General features: G+C 50.7%; 15 protein-coding genes. 1 reads left to right on the top strand and 14 read right to left on the bottom strand.

The genetic code is table 11. The annotated features are described in order from the left end of the window. Positions 1-101: 101 nt before the first annotated feature. On the bottom strand, positions 102-1,484 hold the full coding sequence (locus MHI43_RS08100) for a polysaccharide deacetylase family protein (protein WP_036666256.1): 1,383 nt from the start codon (positions 1,482-1,484) through the stop codon (positions 102-104). Positions 1,485-1,626: 142 nt separating this feature from the next. On the opposite strand from MHI43_RS08100, the gene MHI43_RS08095 reads away from it, so the two are divergent. After that, a complete protein-coding gene (locus MHI43_RS08095) occupies positions 1,627-2,790 on the top strand; it encodes an AI-2E family transporter (RefSeq protein ID WP_015734070.1) in 1,164 nt (387 codons plus the stop codon). On the opposite strand, the gene MHI43_RS08090 is transcribed toward MHI43_RS08095, so the two are convergent. The 13 genes from MHI43_RS08090 to MHI43_RS08030 all read right to left on the bottom strand — a co-directional run bounded on the left by MHI43_RS08090 (position 2,739) and on the right by MHI43_RS08030 (position 15,911). Further along, positions 2,739-4,529, bottom strand: coding sequence for a penicillin-binding protein 2 (locus MHI43_RS08090; protein WP_036666258.1), 1,791 nt, complete (start codon positions 4,527-4,529; stop codon positions 2,739-2,741). The two genes, MHI43_RS08095 and MHI43_RS08090, sit on opposite strands and share 52 nt — an antisense overlap. Before the next feature lie 57 nt (positions 4,530-4,586). Further along, positions 4,587-4,772: a hypothetical protein gene (locus MHI43_RS08085; protein WP_015734068.1), complete on the bottom strand. Its 186-nt coding sequence runs from the start codon at positions 4,770-4,772 to the stop codon at positions 4,587-4,589. 13 nt (positions 4,773-4,785) lie between these two features. Then, the gene (locus MHI43_RS08080) at positions 4,786-5,937 is read right to left on the bottom strand and encodes a Ger(x)C family spore germination protein (RefSeq protein WP_015734067.1); all 1,152 of its coding nucleotides are present in this window, start codon (positions 5,935-5,937) and stop codon (positions 4,786-4,788) included. Beyond that, a complete protein-coding gene (locus MHI43_RS08075; protein ID WP_036666261.1) occupies positions 5,930-7,036 on the bottom strand; it encodes an endospore germination permease in 1,107 nt (368 codons plus the stop codon). Before MHI43_RS08075 ends, MHI43_RS08080 begins: the two co-directional genes overlap by 8 nt. A 6-nt stretch (positions 7,037-7,042) precedes the next feature. After that, on the bottom strand, positions 7,043-8,551 hold the full coding sequence (locus tag MHI43_RS08070; protein ID WP_036666262.1) for a spore germination protein: 1,509 nt from the start codon (positions 8,549-8,551) through the stop codon (positions 7,043-7,045). 123 nt (positions 8,552-8,674) lie between these two features. Beyond that, positions 8,675-10,849, bottom strand: a complete 2,175-nt coding sequence (locus MHI43_RS08065) for a methyl-accepting chemotaxis protein (RefSeq protein ID WP_009592774.1) — start codon at positions 10,847-10,849, stop codon at positions 8,675-8,677. 215 nt (positions 10,850-11,064) lie between these two features. Beyond that, entirely contained in the window at positions 11,065-12,408 is a 1,344-nt protein-coding gene (locus MHI43_RS08060; RefSeq protein WP_015734064.1) for a U32 family peptidase, read from the bottom strand. Positions 12,409-12,420: 12 nt separating this feature from the next. Beyond that, entirely contained in the window at positions 12,421-13,353 is a 933-nt protein-coding gene (locus MHI43_RS08055) for a peptidase U32 family protein (protein WP_015734063.1), read from the bottom strand. A gap of 102 nt (positions 13,354-13,455) precedes the next feature. Further along, positions 13,456-14,499, bottom strand: a complete 1,044-nt coding sequence (gene mltG / locus MHI43_RS08050) for an endolytic transglycosylase MltG (RefSeq protein WP_036666263.1) — start codon at positions 14,497-14,499, stop codon at positions 13,456-13,458. Positions 14,500-14,593: 94 nt separating this feature from the next. Continuing rightward, on the bottom strand, positions 14,594-14,905 hold the full coding sequence (locus tag MHI43_RS08045) for a DUF1292 domain-containing protein (protein ID WP_200868637.1): 312 nt from the start codon (positions 14,903-14,905) through the stop codon (positions 14,594-14,596). After that, positions 14,905-15,207 (bottom strand): DUF1292 domain-containing protein, encoded by a 303-nt coding sequence (locus MHI43_RS08040; protein ID WP_015734061.1) that lies wholly within the window; start codon positions 15,205-15,207, stop codon positions 14,905-14,907. The genes MHI43_RS08045 and MHI43_RS08040 overlap by 1 nt, the downstream gene beginning before the upstream one ends. A gap of 17 nt (positions 15,208-15,224) precedes the next feature. Further along, entirely contained in the window at positions 15,225-15,638 is a 414-nt protein-coding gene (gene ruvX / locus MHI43_RS08035; RefSeq protein WP_015734060.1) for a Holliday junction resolvase RuvX, read from the bottom strand. 12 nt (positions 15,639-15,650) lie between these two features. Then, positions 15,651-15,911 (bottom strand): IreB family regulatory phosphoprotein, encoded by a 261-nt coding sequence (locus MHI43_RS08030; protein WP_006208869.1) that lies wholly within the window; start codon positions 15,909-15,911, stop codon positions 15,651-15,653. Positions 15,912-16,066 lie beyond the last annotated feature (155 nt).

Genomic DNA, 16,066 nt, shown 5'->3' with positions numbered 1-16,066 from the left:
GCAGGCATTTGCAGCAGCCTGCGGGGATAACCCCTTTTTTATAACCAAAACCATCTAAGAGATAATCCATGCATAATGGCGGAAACCATCGATTCGATGAACTACATGCCTTGCGAGACACTGGCAACCGCCAGATCACCCGCATGCTCCTGTTGAACTTCCTGCTGTTCCTCCGATGGAGGCAAAACCTGCGTTTTCTTCTCCGTATAACGTCCGATCAGAACATCCACCGGCATGACGAGCATTTTCGGCTCCATCATCTGGGTGCCCTCCTTCAGGCGGGCCTGCCCTTTCGGGTGAATGACGCTGAGCAGCAGTTTCAGATACAGTCTGGACGAGCTTGCGAACAGCCCCCGAGGCAAATCCATCACATGGAATCCGAATTGCTCGGGGCCACGCGAAATCATGGTTACGGCATACAACCCTTTGATATCCTTAAACTCGGGCCGGTCCAGCACCATGTTCGCCAGAGAAGGCAAATCCTTCTGCACGGCACGAATCATTTTGATGGCAAGCTGCACTTCCGAGCGGGAGCGGCTGCCGATCTCGAACAATTTTTTGTTGTCAAAGTGGAGCTCGAGCACCTGGTCTCCCTTCTCAAGCCGGCTGCCGTCTTCCATCACGACCGTTTTGCCGGTGAAAGCACGCTTTCGGAAATGCAGCATCGGATCCTCCGGATTAACCGTTTCAAGCGCGAACACCGCATGAAATGCTTTTTCCCACAAGAGCCACAACGAGACGATCAACCGCTTGAGAGGAGACAGCTTCTTCGCTTTCGCTTTGCTTTCCTTAGCCATCATGTCGTCGATTCGGATGCTTCTCATTCCCTTCTGCTCTGCGACTTTCAGTACGCGTTCCAAGGCAATCAGCATTTGCTCCGGCGCATCGGGGTTCGCTCCCATCGTCGTACCGCAGTCATGGAGGAGCATAACCTCGCCGCCGTTCAGCTTGGCCAGCATACGCTGAGTCAGCTTGTCAGCGCCGATCTTGCTTCGCCAATCATTAAACATCGAGGACCATAAGATGATGCGGCAGCCGGTATTCTTGGCAAAATCGAATAGATTCACGATTCCCCAAGGCGGTCTGTAATATCTCGAGCGCTCGCCGGTTATGGCGTAGATGATATCGTCCGTGCGTTTGACTTGCTTGCGGACGGTCACGGGTCGCATTAACCAATTGCTCTTGTGAACATAGTTGTGAATCCCGATCAGATGACCCTCGCTATGAATGCGTTTGACGACCTCCGGATGCTTCTCGGCATGGGAACCGACCAGAAAAAAAGTCGCTTTCATATTATACCGCTTCAATAGATCCAGCAGTCTTGGTGTATAGAACGGATCAGGACCATCATCAAAGGTTAAGGCGAAGTCTTCCAAGCCTGTTCCCCTGCGAAATACTCGAAAACCGAATATCCGGGTCAGGATGCCGGGAATGAATGCATAAAAAGATGAAAGGTAAAACAACCATAGCAGTAACGTTTGCATGCTAACTCCCCGCTTTTTATTTCTTTTTCTAATGAAGACACTATTATTATTTTATCATAGCACTTAAAGAAATAGGCTTTTTTTTCGCAAATCGTGTACAATGATATCTATCAATAAAGTATAAAGGAGCCGATATCCCACTATGCTTCCCTTGTATAAAAAATATTGGAGAACCGCCTTCGATATAGGTTTAATCGTGCTTACGGTTTACTTGATCATGCTCATATTCAGCAAGCTTTACCAGATTGCGGCTCCGGTGTTTTTATCTTTCCTCGTTTTCCTGATTATTGAGCCTTTCTCCAAATTCCTGCACCGCAGGGGGCTTCCGAAGCCCTTCGCCGCCGCGATATCCGTTCTGCTCTTCCTGCTCGTCATCCTTGGCATCCTGTTTGGAGCCGGAGCGCTCATCGTATCGCAATTCATGAACCTGCAGGACAATTTGCCGGCTTACACCCAAACGATCCAGAAACATTTCTCGGAAACCCTGATGTTCCTGCAGACGAAGCTCGACGCGCTGCCGCCGGATCTGACGGACCGCCTGAACGGTTACTTCCAAGACATTACCACCTTTGCCCAGGGCGCTGCCGAGTCGTTCTTCCGTTACATCGTTGGATTCATGGGGTCGTTCTCCTCGTTCATCGCGAATTTCGGGGTTGCGATTATCCTCGCTTTCTTCCTGAGCACGGAAATCGGCAGCTGGCGGAGAATCGCCAAGGACAAGACGCCGAAGACGCTTAAGACGGCTTTTGTTTTCCTGAAGGACAATGTATTCAAGGCAATCGGCTCTTATATTAAAGCCCAGATGAAGCTGGTCAGCATCACCTTTGTCATTGTATACATAGGACTCTTGATATTAGGTACGGGCAATTCCCTGTCCGTCGCGCTTATCTGCGCCGTATTTGATGTATTGCCGCTGCTTGGGGTTCCCGTTATTCTTATTCCGTGGATCACCTATTTGTTCATTGTAGGCAACACCGGGCTTGCAATCGGCTTGATCGTTCTGCTTGCCGTGGTGGTCATTTCCAGACAGCTGCTCGAGCCTAAAATTACGGGAAACTCGATCGGCGTATCCTCCGCCTTTCTGATGCTGTCCTTTATGATGATCTCCCTGTCGATATTTGGGGTTGCCGGTTTGATTCTGGCTCCCATCCTGCTGATTCTCATCAAGGAATTGCTTGCGCAGGGATATCTGAAGCAGTGGATCCATCTGCCGAGCGAAGAATTCGATGTGTCCCCTTGGGATATGTCCCGCTCTTACGCGGAGCCGGAGCCCGCTTCAACCGAGGCCAAGAAATCGGAGACCTGACCGAATATTTCGGTTGCCTGATTGCTGCTGTTCGTGCTCCGATTCTCCACCAATACTGCCACCGCATAACGTGGCTTCTCCACCGGGCCGTACCCGACAAACCACTGATTGTTTCGGGCACGGCCCTTTACTTTGACCTGAGCGGTTCCCGATTTGCCTGCAAGGGTCCATTTGCGATGATTCAAAGCGCTTCCTGTTCCCTCTTGAACGACATCCTCCATCCATTCGAGCAGGATCGAAGAGGTTTCCCGGGAAATACCGTTTCCTGCTGGGCGTTCGTACAGCGGATTCGTATCCTGAAGCAACTGGCCGTTCGCGTACCGAATCTGCTTCACAATACGCGGCTTGGTCTTCACCCCGCCATGAAGCAGCGTCACCATCGCATTAGCGGCTTGGAGCGGAGATACGGCAGCGTCTCTTTGGCCTATGCCTGTCTGCACTCTTACGCCTGCATCGGAGGCATCTGCGGAGCCGGAAAAGACCGTCCCCTTCTCTTCATGATCCAACGGTGCAAATGAGCGAAGCCCTAAAAACTGCTGTGATTGCCAGCCTACGCTTTGACCAAAGCCCAGCGCGGATGCCGCTGAGGTCATTTGCTGTGGGGTTAATCTTTCCGCAAGCGTGGCAAATACGACGTTGCAGGATTCCGCAAAGCCCTCGCGAAGATCAATCGTTCCATGCCCGCCCTTTTTCCAGCAGGACAATCCGAACTTGCCGAATTCCCCATCGCAATGAAAATGTTCGTTTGGCGAGCTGAGACCATTCTCCAAAATGGCCGCTGCCGTGACAAGCTTGAACACGGAGCCTGGCGTGGCCGCTTTCAATCCGCGATTCTCCCACTGACCGTCTTTCGGATGTATCTGCTCCGGATTGTAAAACGGTCTGGATACCATCGCCACGATATCGGCATTGCGTGCATCCAGCACGACAACCGCCCCTTCTTTCATGCCCGCTTTTTCCGTGATGGTCTCGATCCCCCGCTGAATATCGATATCGATCGTTGTGGATACCCGTAACGGATAGTACCGATTGTCCGGCGCCTTCACCATCGGCTTCATATCCTGAATCACTTCATTCGTGCTGTTTACCGGAAAATAGACGACCGTAGGTCCTTCACCCCGGATCAGCGAATCCATCGTCTTCTCCAGGCCGCTGGTTCCCGAAATCTCCGGATAATCCTGAAAGAACAGGCTTTCCTTACGCTGGCCGGATACAAAACCAAGCCACTGCATGCCCGATTGGCGATTACCGTACCGCTGCTCATAAGGAAGAACCTTGAGTTTGGGGAGCTCAAGCTCGCGAATCTGCTTGATCTGCTCCTTGGACAAGGAACGCGGAATGCGGGAATCCGCTCCATGCCATAGCTGCGGCTCCTTTAGCTTGCCCCAGATTTGCAGCAACTGATTCGTGTCCGTTCCCAAGATGCGGGCCAGCTTGGCAACCTGATGATGGGCGCTCCTCAGCTCCTTCTCGCCGGCCGGAAACAATACGGCTGTCCAGATCAAATTGCCTGTGAGCGGTTTTCCGTTGCGATCCGTAAAATGTCCGCGGCCCGAATCCAGCACGATGCCCCGTTCCCGCTGGATAAGCGATGCCTCAACCATTGTATGCCGGCTTCCGGGGACCCGTTGATGCTTCATCACGAGCTGCACCCAGGCAAGGCGCATCGTCAAAATAGCAATCAATATCGTCAAAATCAGCCATCCGTATGTAATTCGTTTATTGCGGATTAGCCTCATGGTTCCGCTCCTCCAATTGAGTCTTTGTTTCCTCATTATTTCCATATGGAACCTGACTCAATCATGTTCGCTTCTCTCTGCACCATCATCCGGTTTCTCCGGCTGCTTCCAGGGCGGATCCCCGTATTTGTGCAGATACCGGTTCGTTTGGAATAAGGTCAACGGTACGAGGATGAGCAGCAGTATACCAATCACGACAAGCGGATTTAACAAAATATCGTAGCGAAGATCCATGAATTCCATCAACCTTCCTTCCTTATTCCGTCCCGGTAATGGTTCCAATGGTTCGGACTCTCGCGTCTGCGTGCACATGGATCTTGCATTGCGAAAAAATGTTTTGACCTCGGTCCCAGTCGTCCTTGTAACGGTTCCAAGTTTCGTACTCCTGCTCTTGGCATTTCTTCCAGAAGCCCAAAAAGTCCGATTTATAATCGTTCTGGGCCTTTTGAATGACATCCATTGCGATTTCCTTGATCCGTTCCTCCGCCTTGCGTTTGATCTCCCCGTTTAGTTCGCGAACGATTTCGCTCTCTTCCAGCTCAGCTTCCCCAATATTGCCTCTGACCGAAATTTCAACGTCAAACTCGGGACGTCCGCGATCGTCCAGATGGACTCGAATGATCCGGTTGAATTCCCTGACTTCAAAAACGAGCTGTTTGCCGTGAACGACCAGTTCCAGGGATGCGGTTTTTACCGTTCCCTGCATCATGTTCCGGCCCGTGGTTTCATCGTTGTCCAGGAATCCTATGAACCTGTAGTTCTCGCCGTTAAACACAGCCGCGCCGCTGGTGGATACTCTGTCGTCTTGCGTGATCGATACCCGGGGCAGCGCATAACTCGACTTGGACAACAGGAAATGATGCAGTTCCCCCATATTCGTTGGAGGCGTGATGGATTCGCTTTTGTCCTTATTTTCTTGCGTCGAACGAATGTACTGCACAGGCAAGGTTTCAATCTTTGAATGGATCTCCAGGATCTTGCTTGCCTCTCCCTCAGCGACCATAATATTGGAAGCTCGCCGGTTCTCCGGATCCCGGACAAACAAATCCAGTACATCGCCTATGTGCTCCGTTCCGGCCAGCGCTTCAGAGATAATGATCACTTGATTATGGGCCAGGTAAGGAGAGCGGCTGATCTCATTCGACATCTTCCGTGCGGCTTTGAATACGCTGCTCGCGGTCGAGGACAGATTGATAAAAGGGCTCCCCCCCTCACTCTTTTGGCCGCTGGAGCCTTTCATCTGCGTAGGCACGACAATTTGAAAAGTAAGCTTAATTTGTCCTTCCTCTGCCGCGTCAAGAGCCGTGCCGACTACAAATCCGCGCTCCTCGATTTCGATGCGGTCCCAGCAGCCGGCTGTCGGCCATAACAGCATGAGCGCCAATAACATCCTGAGTTTTCTAGCCATCCCCCTTCACCCCCCGAACTTTAGCGATCAAGAGCAGCAGTGCCGGAAGCACCCATGCGAATCCGACCCCCATATAACTGATCCATTCGGCAAATACGTTGAGTTCTCGGAGCGAGCTCGGCAATAAACCGAGGATGAACAGGATCGGGGCCAGAACAAGGATCATCGTAAATCTTTGATGTTTAGGGAATACGGATTCCAGCGCCAATAATGCCACGTCAAACGCCATCGCATTCGTGCTGAACAACGTCATCAGCCAGATGACAAAAAAGAAAAATTCAAACCGTTCGAATATCCCTCCCGGGACTTCAACCTCTTTGGCCAATTCGGCTAACGGATACAGCGTATTGGAGACCACCACCGGTCCAAAAACGCCAATGACAAACACAAAAACAACAAAGTATATGCAGATCGGTATCATCAACCCGCGTAAAATAGATCCTGGAAGCTTGCTTTTCCTAGCGACATAGATGTTGTAGAACAGCATGATCTCCAGTCCGAGGTAGGAGAATACCGTATCCTTCGAAGAGGCAACGATTCTTCTCCAATCGGTTTTAAACACAGGCAGCAGAAAGTGCATGTTTAAGCTTCCAAGATTCAAGAGGACGATCAGCAGCAAAATCGTGACAACGATGGGAAAGAAAATCAGGTTCAAACGCACCAAAGCGATGCTTGGCCCGGCAACGGCATAGATTAATACCAGCAAGTAAACCAGCCCGATGATTTCCTCCGGCGTGTTATCGAATAAATACAGCCTCGTTATCGTGGAAACGCCGCGCACTTGGTAACTGACAAATAACAGAAAGTAAAGACTCATTAACAGCGTCAGCACATGGGCTGCTTTTCGGCTCAAAATCATCGAGGCCATTGCATGATAGTTTTTACCGGGAAACCTCGAAGCCAATACGCCGATGGCCCAAGCAAATACAAATGCGATCATGCCGCCGAGAACGATCGGCATCCAGCCATCCGAGAACTGGGTCTTCTTCGCAATCGTATGGGGGAGCGTGAGGATTCCGAGTCCAATCATCATATTGCTGACAGAGTAGACAATCTCTTTTCTGCCGATCGTTTGACTGCTTCGTTGGTTAAGGTTCATTACGAATCACCGCTTTTTTGCCCGATGGATATCCTGGGGCTTCATAAATAAAGGTCTGAGCGTAAGCCAAGTCACCGGCACGCGGATAAACATATCCTTCCAATCGTGCTGAACAGAGGGGGCAATGGGACTCAGATAAGGGATTCCGAAACTATGCAGCCTCATCAAGTGGATACAGATCATGATAAAGGTCAGCACGATCCCATACAGTCCCAGAAAGCTTGCAGCAATCATGATCGCAAAGCGGAGCATTCGAAAAGAAATACCTGCGCTGTAAGACGGAATGGCAAAGGAGGATATTGCTGTCAGTGCCACGATGATGACCATAATCGGGCTCACGATCCCCGCCTGAACCGCAGCCTCCCCGATTACAAGTCCTCCGACAATACCGATCGTTTGACCTATCGGTTTCGGCAGCCGAATTCCCGCCTCGCGCAGCAATTCCAGTGTAACTTCCATCAGTAAGGCTTCGATCACTGCAGGAAAGGGCACCCCTTCCCGTGAAGCAGCAATCGAGAATACGAGCTTAAACGGGATCATGCCGGGATGGAAAGACAGGATGGCAATATACAGCGCGGGAAGAAACAAGGTAATTCCGATGGCCACAAGACGCAGCAAACGTATCAGCGAGCCAATGCTCCATCGTTCGTAATAATCCTCCGGGGAATGTAACAGGGAAATGAAAGTAAACGGAAGCAGAAGCACAAAAGGGGTACCGTCCAGCAAAATCGCTACTTTTCCCTGCAGCAGGGCGGAAGTGGCCTTATCCGGTCGCTCCGTATTGAGGATCTGCGGAAACGGCGATAAAAAGCTGTCCTCGATCCATTGCTCCACCGTTCCGGATTCAGGGGCATAGTCGAGATCCAGCGACTTCAGCCGGCGGTTGACTTCTTCGATCAGCTCCGGATTCGTCAATCCTTTAATATAGACGACCGCAAGCGACTGGTTCGATCGCCTGCCGATGGTATGGGGGTCGATCGTCAGATTCGGCTCGCGAATATGTCTTCGCAGCAGGGAGATGTTGGTGTAGATGCTTTCCGTAAATCCTACTCTCGGGCCGCGCACCAGCGCTTCGGTTTGAGGTTCCTCAATGCTCCGTCCCGGCCATTTGCGGGTTTTGATCAGCAGGACCTCATCCGTACCCTCCAGCATAAGAATCGTATCGCCCGAAAGAATGACCGGAATGACTTCATCCCAGCGTCTCGTTCGGTTGGTGATCTGCAGGGATATCATCCGATTCTCGATTTCATGGAGAACATGCCGCACATCCTTCATGGATGACGCGTATTGCTCCGGGTTATGCTGAATCGGCTGGATAATCTGCTCCTTAATCAACAACTGATCGGATAATCCTTCCAAGCTGACAATGGCTGAGGTATATGAAACGCCCCCAACCTGAAGCACTTTGGTGGTGAGGTCGCTGGGGTCATTGAGCAACAGACTTAATGTTTCCAGGTTTTCCTTTAGGTGCGTTGACAGGAATTCAGGCGTTTGGCCAGGCTGCTTCGTCTTCATGTGACCTCGACTCCTTCAACCATATTCTCCGTTATGATACCCTCTGAAATCCATTTTTATCCGTAACAGAAAAAAGGCTGCTCCTACCCGCTTAACGGATGGAACAGCCTATGAAACAACTTTCTATAATCTAAAACGAGACAAGGTCTCTTTCAGCTCATTCGATACATTCTCAAGCTGTGTTGACAGATTAACCAGCTGACTGCTGACGCTTTGCTGCTCTGTGGAGAGAGAAGCCACCTCTTCCGAAGTTGCGGAGGATTCTTCGGCTACCGCGCTCACATTGCTCATCGCTTCCGAAAGTACATTTTGAGATTCATTCAGCTCATCAATCGAATGCGTAACGGAATCCAAGCGATCGATAAATTCTACCATCTGCTGTTGAACGGATACGAAGATATCGTTCGTTTCCTTAACGGCATCCATCTGACCCTTGAAGAGCGGGTTCGCATCGAGCAGTACCTGCACGGTTTCGTTCATCTCGGCCATGATGCGGTCCGTAATTTGGCTGACCATATCGATGGATTGCCTGGATTGGTCTGCCAATTGGCGGATTTCATCGGCCACGACCATGAAGCCTTTACCGGCTGCTCCGGCACGGGCCGCTTCGATCGTTGCATTCAAGGAGAGGATGTTCGTTTGCTTGGTGATGTTCTGAAGCACATCAAGCACTTTGGCAACCGAAGATGTCGTTTCCTTCAAGCCATCAACCTTATGCATCATCGAGCGGGTCATATCCTCGGTCTGATGGGTCTTATCCAGCAAGTCGCTCAAATGCTTTGTTCCCAGCTCACTGGAGCTTTCTACGTGACGGGCCGATTTGCCCATCTCTTCGTTAGCCGTAACAACGATTTGCATCTGCTTCGAGATGTTGTTGGTCAGATCGCTGCCGCGCTCTGCTTCAACTGCCAGACTGCTGGCTCCGTTCGCAATTTCCTCGGTAGCCACGGCAATTTCTTTGGCCGAAATCGCAGTCTTCTTCGAGGCATCGCTTAATTCGGCAGCCGTTCGAAGCACTTCCTGGGCGGTATTGCTCGTTTGCTGCACGAGTCCGGTAATCTGCTCCATCATATCGTTGAAGCTGGCCGAGAGCTGACCGATTTCGTCCTGGCTCTTATGGTCTGTACGAACATTCAAATTCCCTTTAGCGCCTTCCTTCATCAGCAGGTTCAGCTTGCCTATCGGACGGGCAATCATCCTTACCATCCAAATCCCGATCAGAATGGCAAAAATAACGTCGATCGCAGCCACGATCAGCGTGATGACCAGTATGCTGGAGGCATCCTTCGTGAGCTCGCTGGTTTGGACAGAACCTACGAGCTTCCAATCGTTCGTGCTCAGCGTATTGTAAACCGCCAGTACATTTCTTCCTTCCTCATCCTTCGTTCTTACGTCATCCGTTTTGGTGTCGGCCGGAAACTCTTTCGCAAACGTCCAAGCGGTTTCCGAACCCACGATGGAGGAATCGCTGGAGGAAACAACGATGCCTTCCGGACTGATCAATTGCAGTTGACCGTTCTCGCCAAGGTTAATTCCCTTCAGCTGGGCATCCAGCACCGAGGCGTTCAGTTCAAACATGACGACATACGTAGACGTCAGGTCGTTCATGGAACCCAAGGAGCGGGCAATCGTGAAATACGGAGCACCGCTGTTCTGCATCGTTGGCAGCCACATAATCTTCTTGTCGCCTTCCTTCAGTTCGGCATACCAGCTTTGCTCAAGGACGGTTTTGGAGGATTCCGAGGATTGTCCTGCGGATATGATCTTCTCTCCCTTGGAAGGGATCAAATAAATGGCTCTGATGGCCGAGTCCGACGTAATCTGATTGGATAGTTTATCGCGGATGGTCCGCTCTACCGTAAACGCATCGTACTCGCTTAACTTCTTATCCGTGTACTCGGACAACAACTTCTGCAATTCAATGTCATAGAAGATTTGTCTGCCGGCATTCTCGTACTTATCCAGAATGATGTCGATTTTCTCGGAGGTTTGGATAATCGTCTGCTGATTGCCGTTTGCAGCATTCTTCTCAATCGTGTCCTTTGCCTTGTTGTAAGACAGATACCCCAGGACGATCACAAAAAATACAATGGCTGACAAAAAGATCAGGAACAACCGGATTCCGACGGATTTTGCCGGGTTCATCGGCATGCGGCTTATGGCCGTTCCCATGTTGGAAACGAACGACTTGGCAGTATGTATCCCTGATGATGCCGAAGGCGTTTTCTTTTTCTCTTTGTTTCCCCCGGGCTTCTTGTCCTTTTTCGGTTTCTTATCATGCTGCTCAACTTCTGACATTAGCTGTTCACCTACCACAATCATATTATTAATACGTCGGTCCAATCCCCTGAAACGTATTCGTTACTCTTTATTTCGACAATTGGGGGTGTTTTCCTTTGGGTTTTCGCAAAAAAATAATTCTTAAATCCTAATTTTTTTGTAAACAAAAAGAATCCAAGGTCCATCCACAGACCCGGATTCTCAATTGTGTAGTTCTTAAGAACTATATTTTATTATCCTTTGCGTTTTCGCATCATATCAAAATGACGCACCGGCTGATCCACCTTCATGCGAATGAGCTGAAGGGGATGGCGAGCTGCATCCAGTTCGCTTCCATTCTCATCCTGGATAGGCCCAACCGTCTGCTTAAAGAAGGTCCCTTCCGGCCCGAAAAATTCGATTTGATCCCCCGGCTTAAAGTGGTTCCGCTGCTGGATGACGGCCGTTCCCGAGTGTTCGTCATATTCCATCACCAATCCGGCGAAATCATAAGGCACCGCCTTCTCTTCCGGTTCATAAATATGATCCTCATGGTCCGGCGTATCATAGAAAAATCCAGTATTCAGCGGTCGGTTGGCCGCTTTATTAATTTCCTCGATCCATTCCGGCTTCAATACATAATGGTCAGGGTCGGCCATGTAAGAATCAATCGCCTGTCTATACACATTGACCACGGTCGCAACGTAATGGATCGATTTCATCCGTCCCTCAATCTTGAAGCTGTCGATTCCGACCTCGATCAGATCCGGAATATGCTCCAACATGCAGAGATCCTTCGACCCCATCGTAAACTGATTATCTTCCGGCTGGAACAGCGGGATCTGGGTAACGCCCGGTTTGAACGGGGATGGAGCAGGGGCAGGCTGTTCCATCAGCTGCTGCTCTTCCGACACCCAATGTCCCTGCTCTTCTCGTCCATCCTCGAACAAATCATATTTCCAACGGCAGGATTGGCAGCATCCGCCCCGGTTCGAATCACGGTCCGTAAAATGGTTGGACAATACGCAGCGACCGGAGAACGAGGAGCACATTGCTCCATGGATAAAGGCTTCGATCTCAATGTCAACATGCTCTTTAATCGCTGCGATTTCCTCCAGGCTTGCCTCCCGTCCCAGTACGACCCGCGGCAATCCTTCGTCCTTCCAGAATTTCACGGCCTGCCAATTGAGCGTGGACTGCTGCGTGCTCAGATGTACTTCAAGTTTAGGCGCAGCGCGCTTGGCAACCTCGATAATCGCCGGATCGGCAGCGATGATCGCTGCAATGCCTGCTTCTTCCAGGCTTCGCAGGTAGGATTCGATGCCTTCGATGTCCTCGTTATGCGCATAAATGTTGGTGGCCACAAACACCTTCGCGCCGTATTTCTTGGCGAATTCCACGCCTTCTTTCATTTCTTCGAAGCTGAAGTTGTCCGCATTCGAACGAAGGCCGTATTTCTGCCCTCCGATATATACCGCATCGGCACCATAATGCACCGCAAATTTCAGTTTTTCCAAATTACCGGCCGGGGCGAGCAATTCCGGCTTGTCCAGGCGATAGCGTTTGCCTTTGTATTTTGGCTGTGCCATTGCTTCCATGCTGTCCACTCCTTAATAAACTTGTTCCTTGTAGAAAAATCCAAACGACAATTCGCGTTCCGGATCCTGAATCGCGCGGATTCCGTCCATCCACTCTTCCTGAAATGCATAAGCTGAAGCGTCTGCAGCATAGAGATCGATCGCTTTACGATACGTTCGAATTACAACCTCATTGTAATGGCGCGGCTTCAGCAGTGTTTCCACCTTAAAGCTGTCCACGCCTGCTGCCATCAGCAGATGCAGATCCTCCAGAATGCAGATATCCTCCGAACTCATGATATGGGTGCCATTGATATCCTCATAGATCGGATACTTCTCGTCCTGGCGTTCGGCCTCGATGAGAAACAGGCCTCGCTCTTTGCCCAGGCTGCCGTCATTGACCGGTCTGCCCTGCTGCTGCATGTAACTGTTCACCAGGCGCCGCTTGGAGTGATAGATGTTGGTCATGCCGTGGACCTGGACCTGCGCTTCCAGCTGAAGCTGCGGCTTCATGTCCGTGACTTCGTCCATATTCAATTCACGCGCCAGAATAACCCGGGAGGCGCCCTTGCTTCCCCAGTAATTGGCCGTTGAATAGTTGGTGGCGGTCATTTCCGCATTCCAGTGGAGCTTTACCTGCGGAGCCAAGTCTTTTACGGTGGTTAGCACCGAGGGATCATTAAATTCCACCGCATCCACTCCGATGTCTCCGACCGCTTTAACATAAGCGGGAAGCTCCGGCAGCAAATCATTGGTCATTAAGTTGTTCAAGCTTACGTACACTTTGCTCCCTTGCCCGTGAGCAAGCTGCACGACTTGCGCAATTTCGTCCAGGGTCAAACTCCCGGGCAATCTCATGCCGAAGCGGTCTTCGCCGACAAGCAGCGCATCGGCTCCGGCTTCCAAGTAAGCTGCAGCATCGGCCACGGAGCCGGCTGCCGCCAATAATTCAGGTTTGATACTCATGATGATTTCCTCCCTATTAGAGGTTGTTCAACAAGCCTCTTTCATGCCGTAGTATTGAGGCGTCGCCTGCCTGCCGCAATCGGACTTGCTGAACACGTCATATTATTGTTGTGCCATCTTTTTGCTGGCCTCGATGTTTTTTAAATGCTCTTTGTACGTTTTGGCAAAGAGATGCTCCTGCGTACCGTCCTTCTTCGTCACATAGAATAAATAATCGGATTTCTCCGGGTTCAGGGCTGCCTGAATGGATTTCAGGCTCGGGCTCGAGATAGGCCCCGGCGGAAGTCCCTTTTGACGATAAGTGTTATACGGGCTCTCGACCTCCAGGTCGGCGTAAAGCAGCCGCTCCTTCGGCTTATCTAACAGATATTGAACGGTCGCATCGATTTCAAGCCTCATATCCTCGTCCAGCCGGTTATAAATCACGCCGGCTACCAGGGCTCGCTCCTGGTCCGCAACCACTTCCCGCTCCACCAGCGAAGCGATGGTCATGAGCTCATGGAACGTCACGCCTCGCGCCTCCAGCTGGCTCTCCCAATCCGGAATTTCAGCCAAACGCTTCTCGGTTTCCTTCAGCATGGTCTCTGCGATCCCTTTTGCCGTTAGATCCTTCTTCGGCAGTTCATAGGTCGCCGGGAATAAGTAGCCCTCCAGATGATGCCTCAGATTTGCTTCTGCGGGAATCTCTTCCGCTATGGGCACATTCCAGCCGGATGGCTGGTCCACAACCTCCAGGAACTCCTTCTCGTCGATGCCGCTCTCGCGAGCGATGGTTTCCGCCATCTGAAGGATCGTATATCCCTCGGGGATCGTGAAACGGACCATTTCCTCAGGCTTCACTTCGCCGTTGTTCATCTTGGATAACAGCTCCTGGAAGGGAGTGCCCGGCGTTGCTTCATAGGTGCCCGCCATGAGACGGCTGCCTTCGCCGCTAAGCTTCAGATAACCTTTAAGTATGAGAGCATTTTTGATCAGTCCCTTTTCCTCAAGCAGATCGGCGATAGAGGATGTGCTCATGCCGGACTCCACGGTGAATTCGACGGGAGTTTCCGAGCTCTGAACGGGTTGCAAACCATTCCATACGTAGAATACGGCCCCGCCTGCTATGAGGATCAGAACCAGTGCTGCTATTGCCAGTTTCTTCAATCTACTCATCCCTTCACACCAAAAGGGGCGGACAGCTCCGCCCCTTCCTGAACTTTCATTTGAAAATTAAGCATGTGCTCCTGCAGGAGAGAGCTTAGTCCTCGTCTCCCTCGGGAAACGTCAGCTCATCGTAGAGCTCGGACACATTCTCCCATTCCTCGTCGTCATCAATGGTGGCCAGCTCCAATCCGCCATCCGCATTCTTCACGATCCGGAGAACCTCGTACTCCTCATCGGTGCGGTCCGGCTGAACCAGAATGGCATACCCTTGACCATCCACTTCAAATTCGGCGGCAATATCATAAACCTCGAGATGGCCTTTATCGTCCTCAAGCTCAACACTCTCACCGAATGATTCCTTAAGGGCTTGGGTCCATACGATATTCTCAACCGAAAAATCAGACATCATTCGTCTCTCCCGTCCAGCTCTTCCACGAGCGTATTGAAGGTTTCTTCAACAATGGCCCATTCTTCATCGTCTTCGATCATAAACAGTTTCAGGTCTTCTCCGTCTTCCTCATAACGGAAGGCGTAAACCTCGTCGGTCTCTTCTTCTGCAGACTCCCTTGGTACGACCATCATATATTTGGCATCCGAGCCATCCACTTCGAATTTCATGATGACTTCGAACTCTTCCTCGTTGCCTTCATCGTCGGGAATATAAATAATTTCCGGTTCTTCTTCCATACCAATATGCTCATTAGCCATTGTAATCACCCTCACCTTTACCTTTTAGAATCCAAGTAGTTTTGCAAAATCAAGCTTGCCGCCATTTTATCTACAACCTGTTTTCGCTTCTTTCGGCTGACATCGGCTTCAAGCAATGTCCTTTCAGCGGATACTGTTGATAGCCGTTCATCCCAAAGGTGAACGGGTAAGGATAGGGACTCTCGCAACGTGTTTGCGAATTCCATGCAGATTTCGCCCCGCGGACCAATCGTGCCGTTCATATTCTTAGGCAGGCCGACCACAATCTCGCCGACCTCGTTGTCTTTGACGAGTGCGGCAATTCTGTCCAGCTCGCCTTCGTCGCGGCGGCGTTCGATAACTTCAACCCCTTGGGCCGTCCATCCGAACGCGTCGCTGATGGCAACACCGATTCTGCGGTCCCCGTAATCTAATCCCATGATCTTCTTCATCCCTGTGTGCTCCTAACGGTGACTGGCTAAGTAGAACCGGACCAGTTCTTCAATCAATTCATCTCGCTCTTTTTTCCGGATCAAACTTCTGGCATTATTGTGCCGAGGTATATAAGCGGGATCCCCGGACAAAAGATACCCTACGATTTGGTTAATCGGATTGTACTCCTTCTCTACCAGCGAATCGTATACCGAAAGTAGAATGTCCTGGGCGGAAGCCTCCTTTTCATCACCTTTTACATTGAACTTGACTGTCTTATCCATGGAGTCCATGTGTGACACACCTCGCTTCTTCAAAGAACATGTTTACCATGCTTCGTCGAATAAATATTTACCAGCTTGATCTAGTTATATCATAACATAATCCTAAGTCTCTACGGAAATCCAAAGCGAAATATTTAGAGAGTGTTCCAAAAAATTCGGGATTG

The organism is Paenibacillus sp. FSL H8-0457 (genome assembly GCF_038051935.1).
GTDB lineage: Bacteria > Bacillota > Bacilli > Paenibacillales > Paenibacillaceae > Paenibacillus_AQ > Paenibacillus_AQ lautus_A.
This window is presented reverse-complemented; position numbering and strand designations above follow the sequence as displayed.

Bases quoted from the DNA above. Each gene is read 5' to 3' on its own strand.
- MHI43_RS08100 (WP_036666256.1), bottom strand. From the start codon at position 1,484: ATGCAAACGTTACTGCTATGGTTGTTTTACCTTTCATCTTTTTATGCA.
- MHI43_RS08095 (WP_015734070.1), top strand. From the start codon at position 1,627: ATGCTTCCCTTGTATAAAAAATATTGGAGAACCGCCTTCGATATAGGT.
- MHI43_RS08090 (WP_036666258.1), bottom strand. From the start codon at position 4,529: ATGAGGCTAATCCGCAATAAACGAATTACATACGGATGGCTGATTTTG.
- MHI43_RS08085 (WP_015734068.1), bottom strand. From the start codon at position 4,772: ATGGAATTCATGGATCTTCGCTACGATATTTTGTTAAATCCGCTTGTC.
- MHI43_RS08080 (WP_015734067.1), bottom strand. From the start codon at position 5,937: ATGGCTAGAAAACTCAGGATGTTATTGGCGCTCATGCTGTTATGGCCG.
- MHI43_RS08075 (WP_036666261.1), bottom strand. From the start codon at position 7,036: ATGAACCTTAACCAACGAAGCAGTCAAACGATCGGCAGAAAAGAGATT.
- MHI43_RS08070 (WP_036666262.1), bottom strand. From the start codon at position 8,551: ATGAAGACGAAGCAGCCTGGCCAAACGCCTGAATTCCTGTCAACGCAC.
- MHI43_RS08065 (WP_009592774.1), bottom strand. From the start codon at position 10,849: ATGTCAGAAGTTGAGCAGCATGATAAGAAACCGAAAAAGGACAAGAAG.
- MHI43_RS08060 (WP_015734064.1), bottom strand. From the start codon at position 12,408: ATGGAAGCAATGGCACAGCCAAAATACAAAGGCAAACGCTATCGCCTG.
- MHI43_RS08055 (WP_015734063.1), bottom strand. From the start codon at position 13,353: ATGAGTATCAAACCTGAATTATTGGCGGCAGCCGGCTCCGTGGCCGAT.
- MHI43_RS08045 (WP_200868637.1), bottom strand. From the start codon at position 14,905: ATGTCTGATTTTTCGGTTGAGAATATCGTATGGACCCAAGCCCTTAAG.
- MHI43_RS08040 (WP_015734061.1), bottom strand. From the start codon at position 15,207: ATGGCTAATGAGCATATTGGTATGGAAGAAGAACCGGAAATTATTTAT.
- ruvX (WP_015734060.1), bottom strand. From the start codon at position 15,638: ATGAAGAAGATCATGGGATTAGATTACGGGGACCGCAGAATCGGTGTT.
- MHI43_RS08030 (WP_006208869.1), bottom strand. From the start codon at position 15,911: ATGGACTCCATGGATAAGACAGTCAAGTTCAATGTAAAAGGTGATGAA.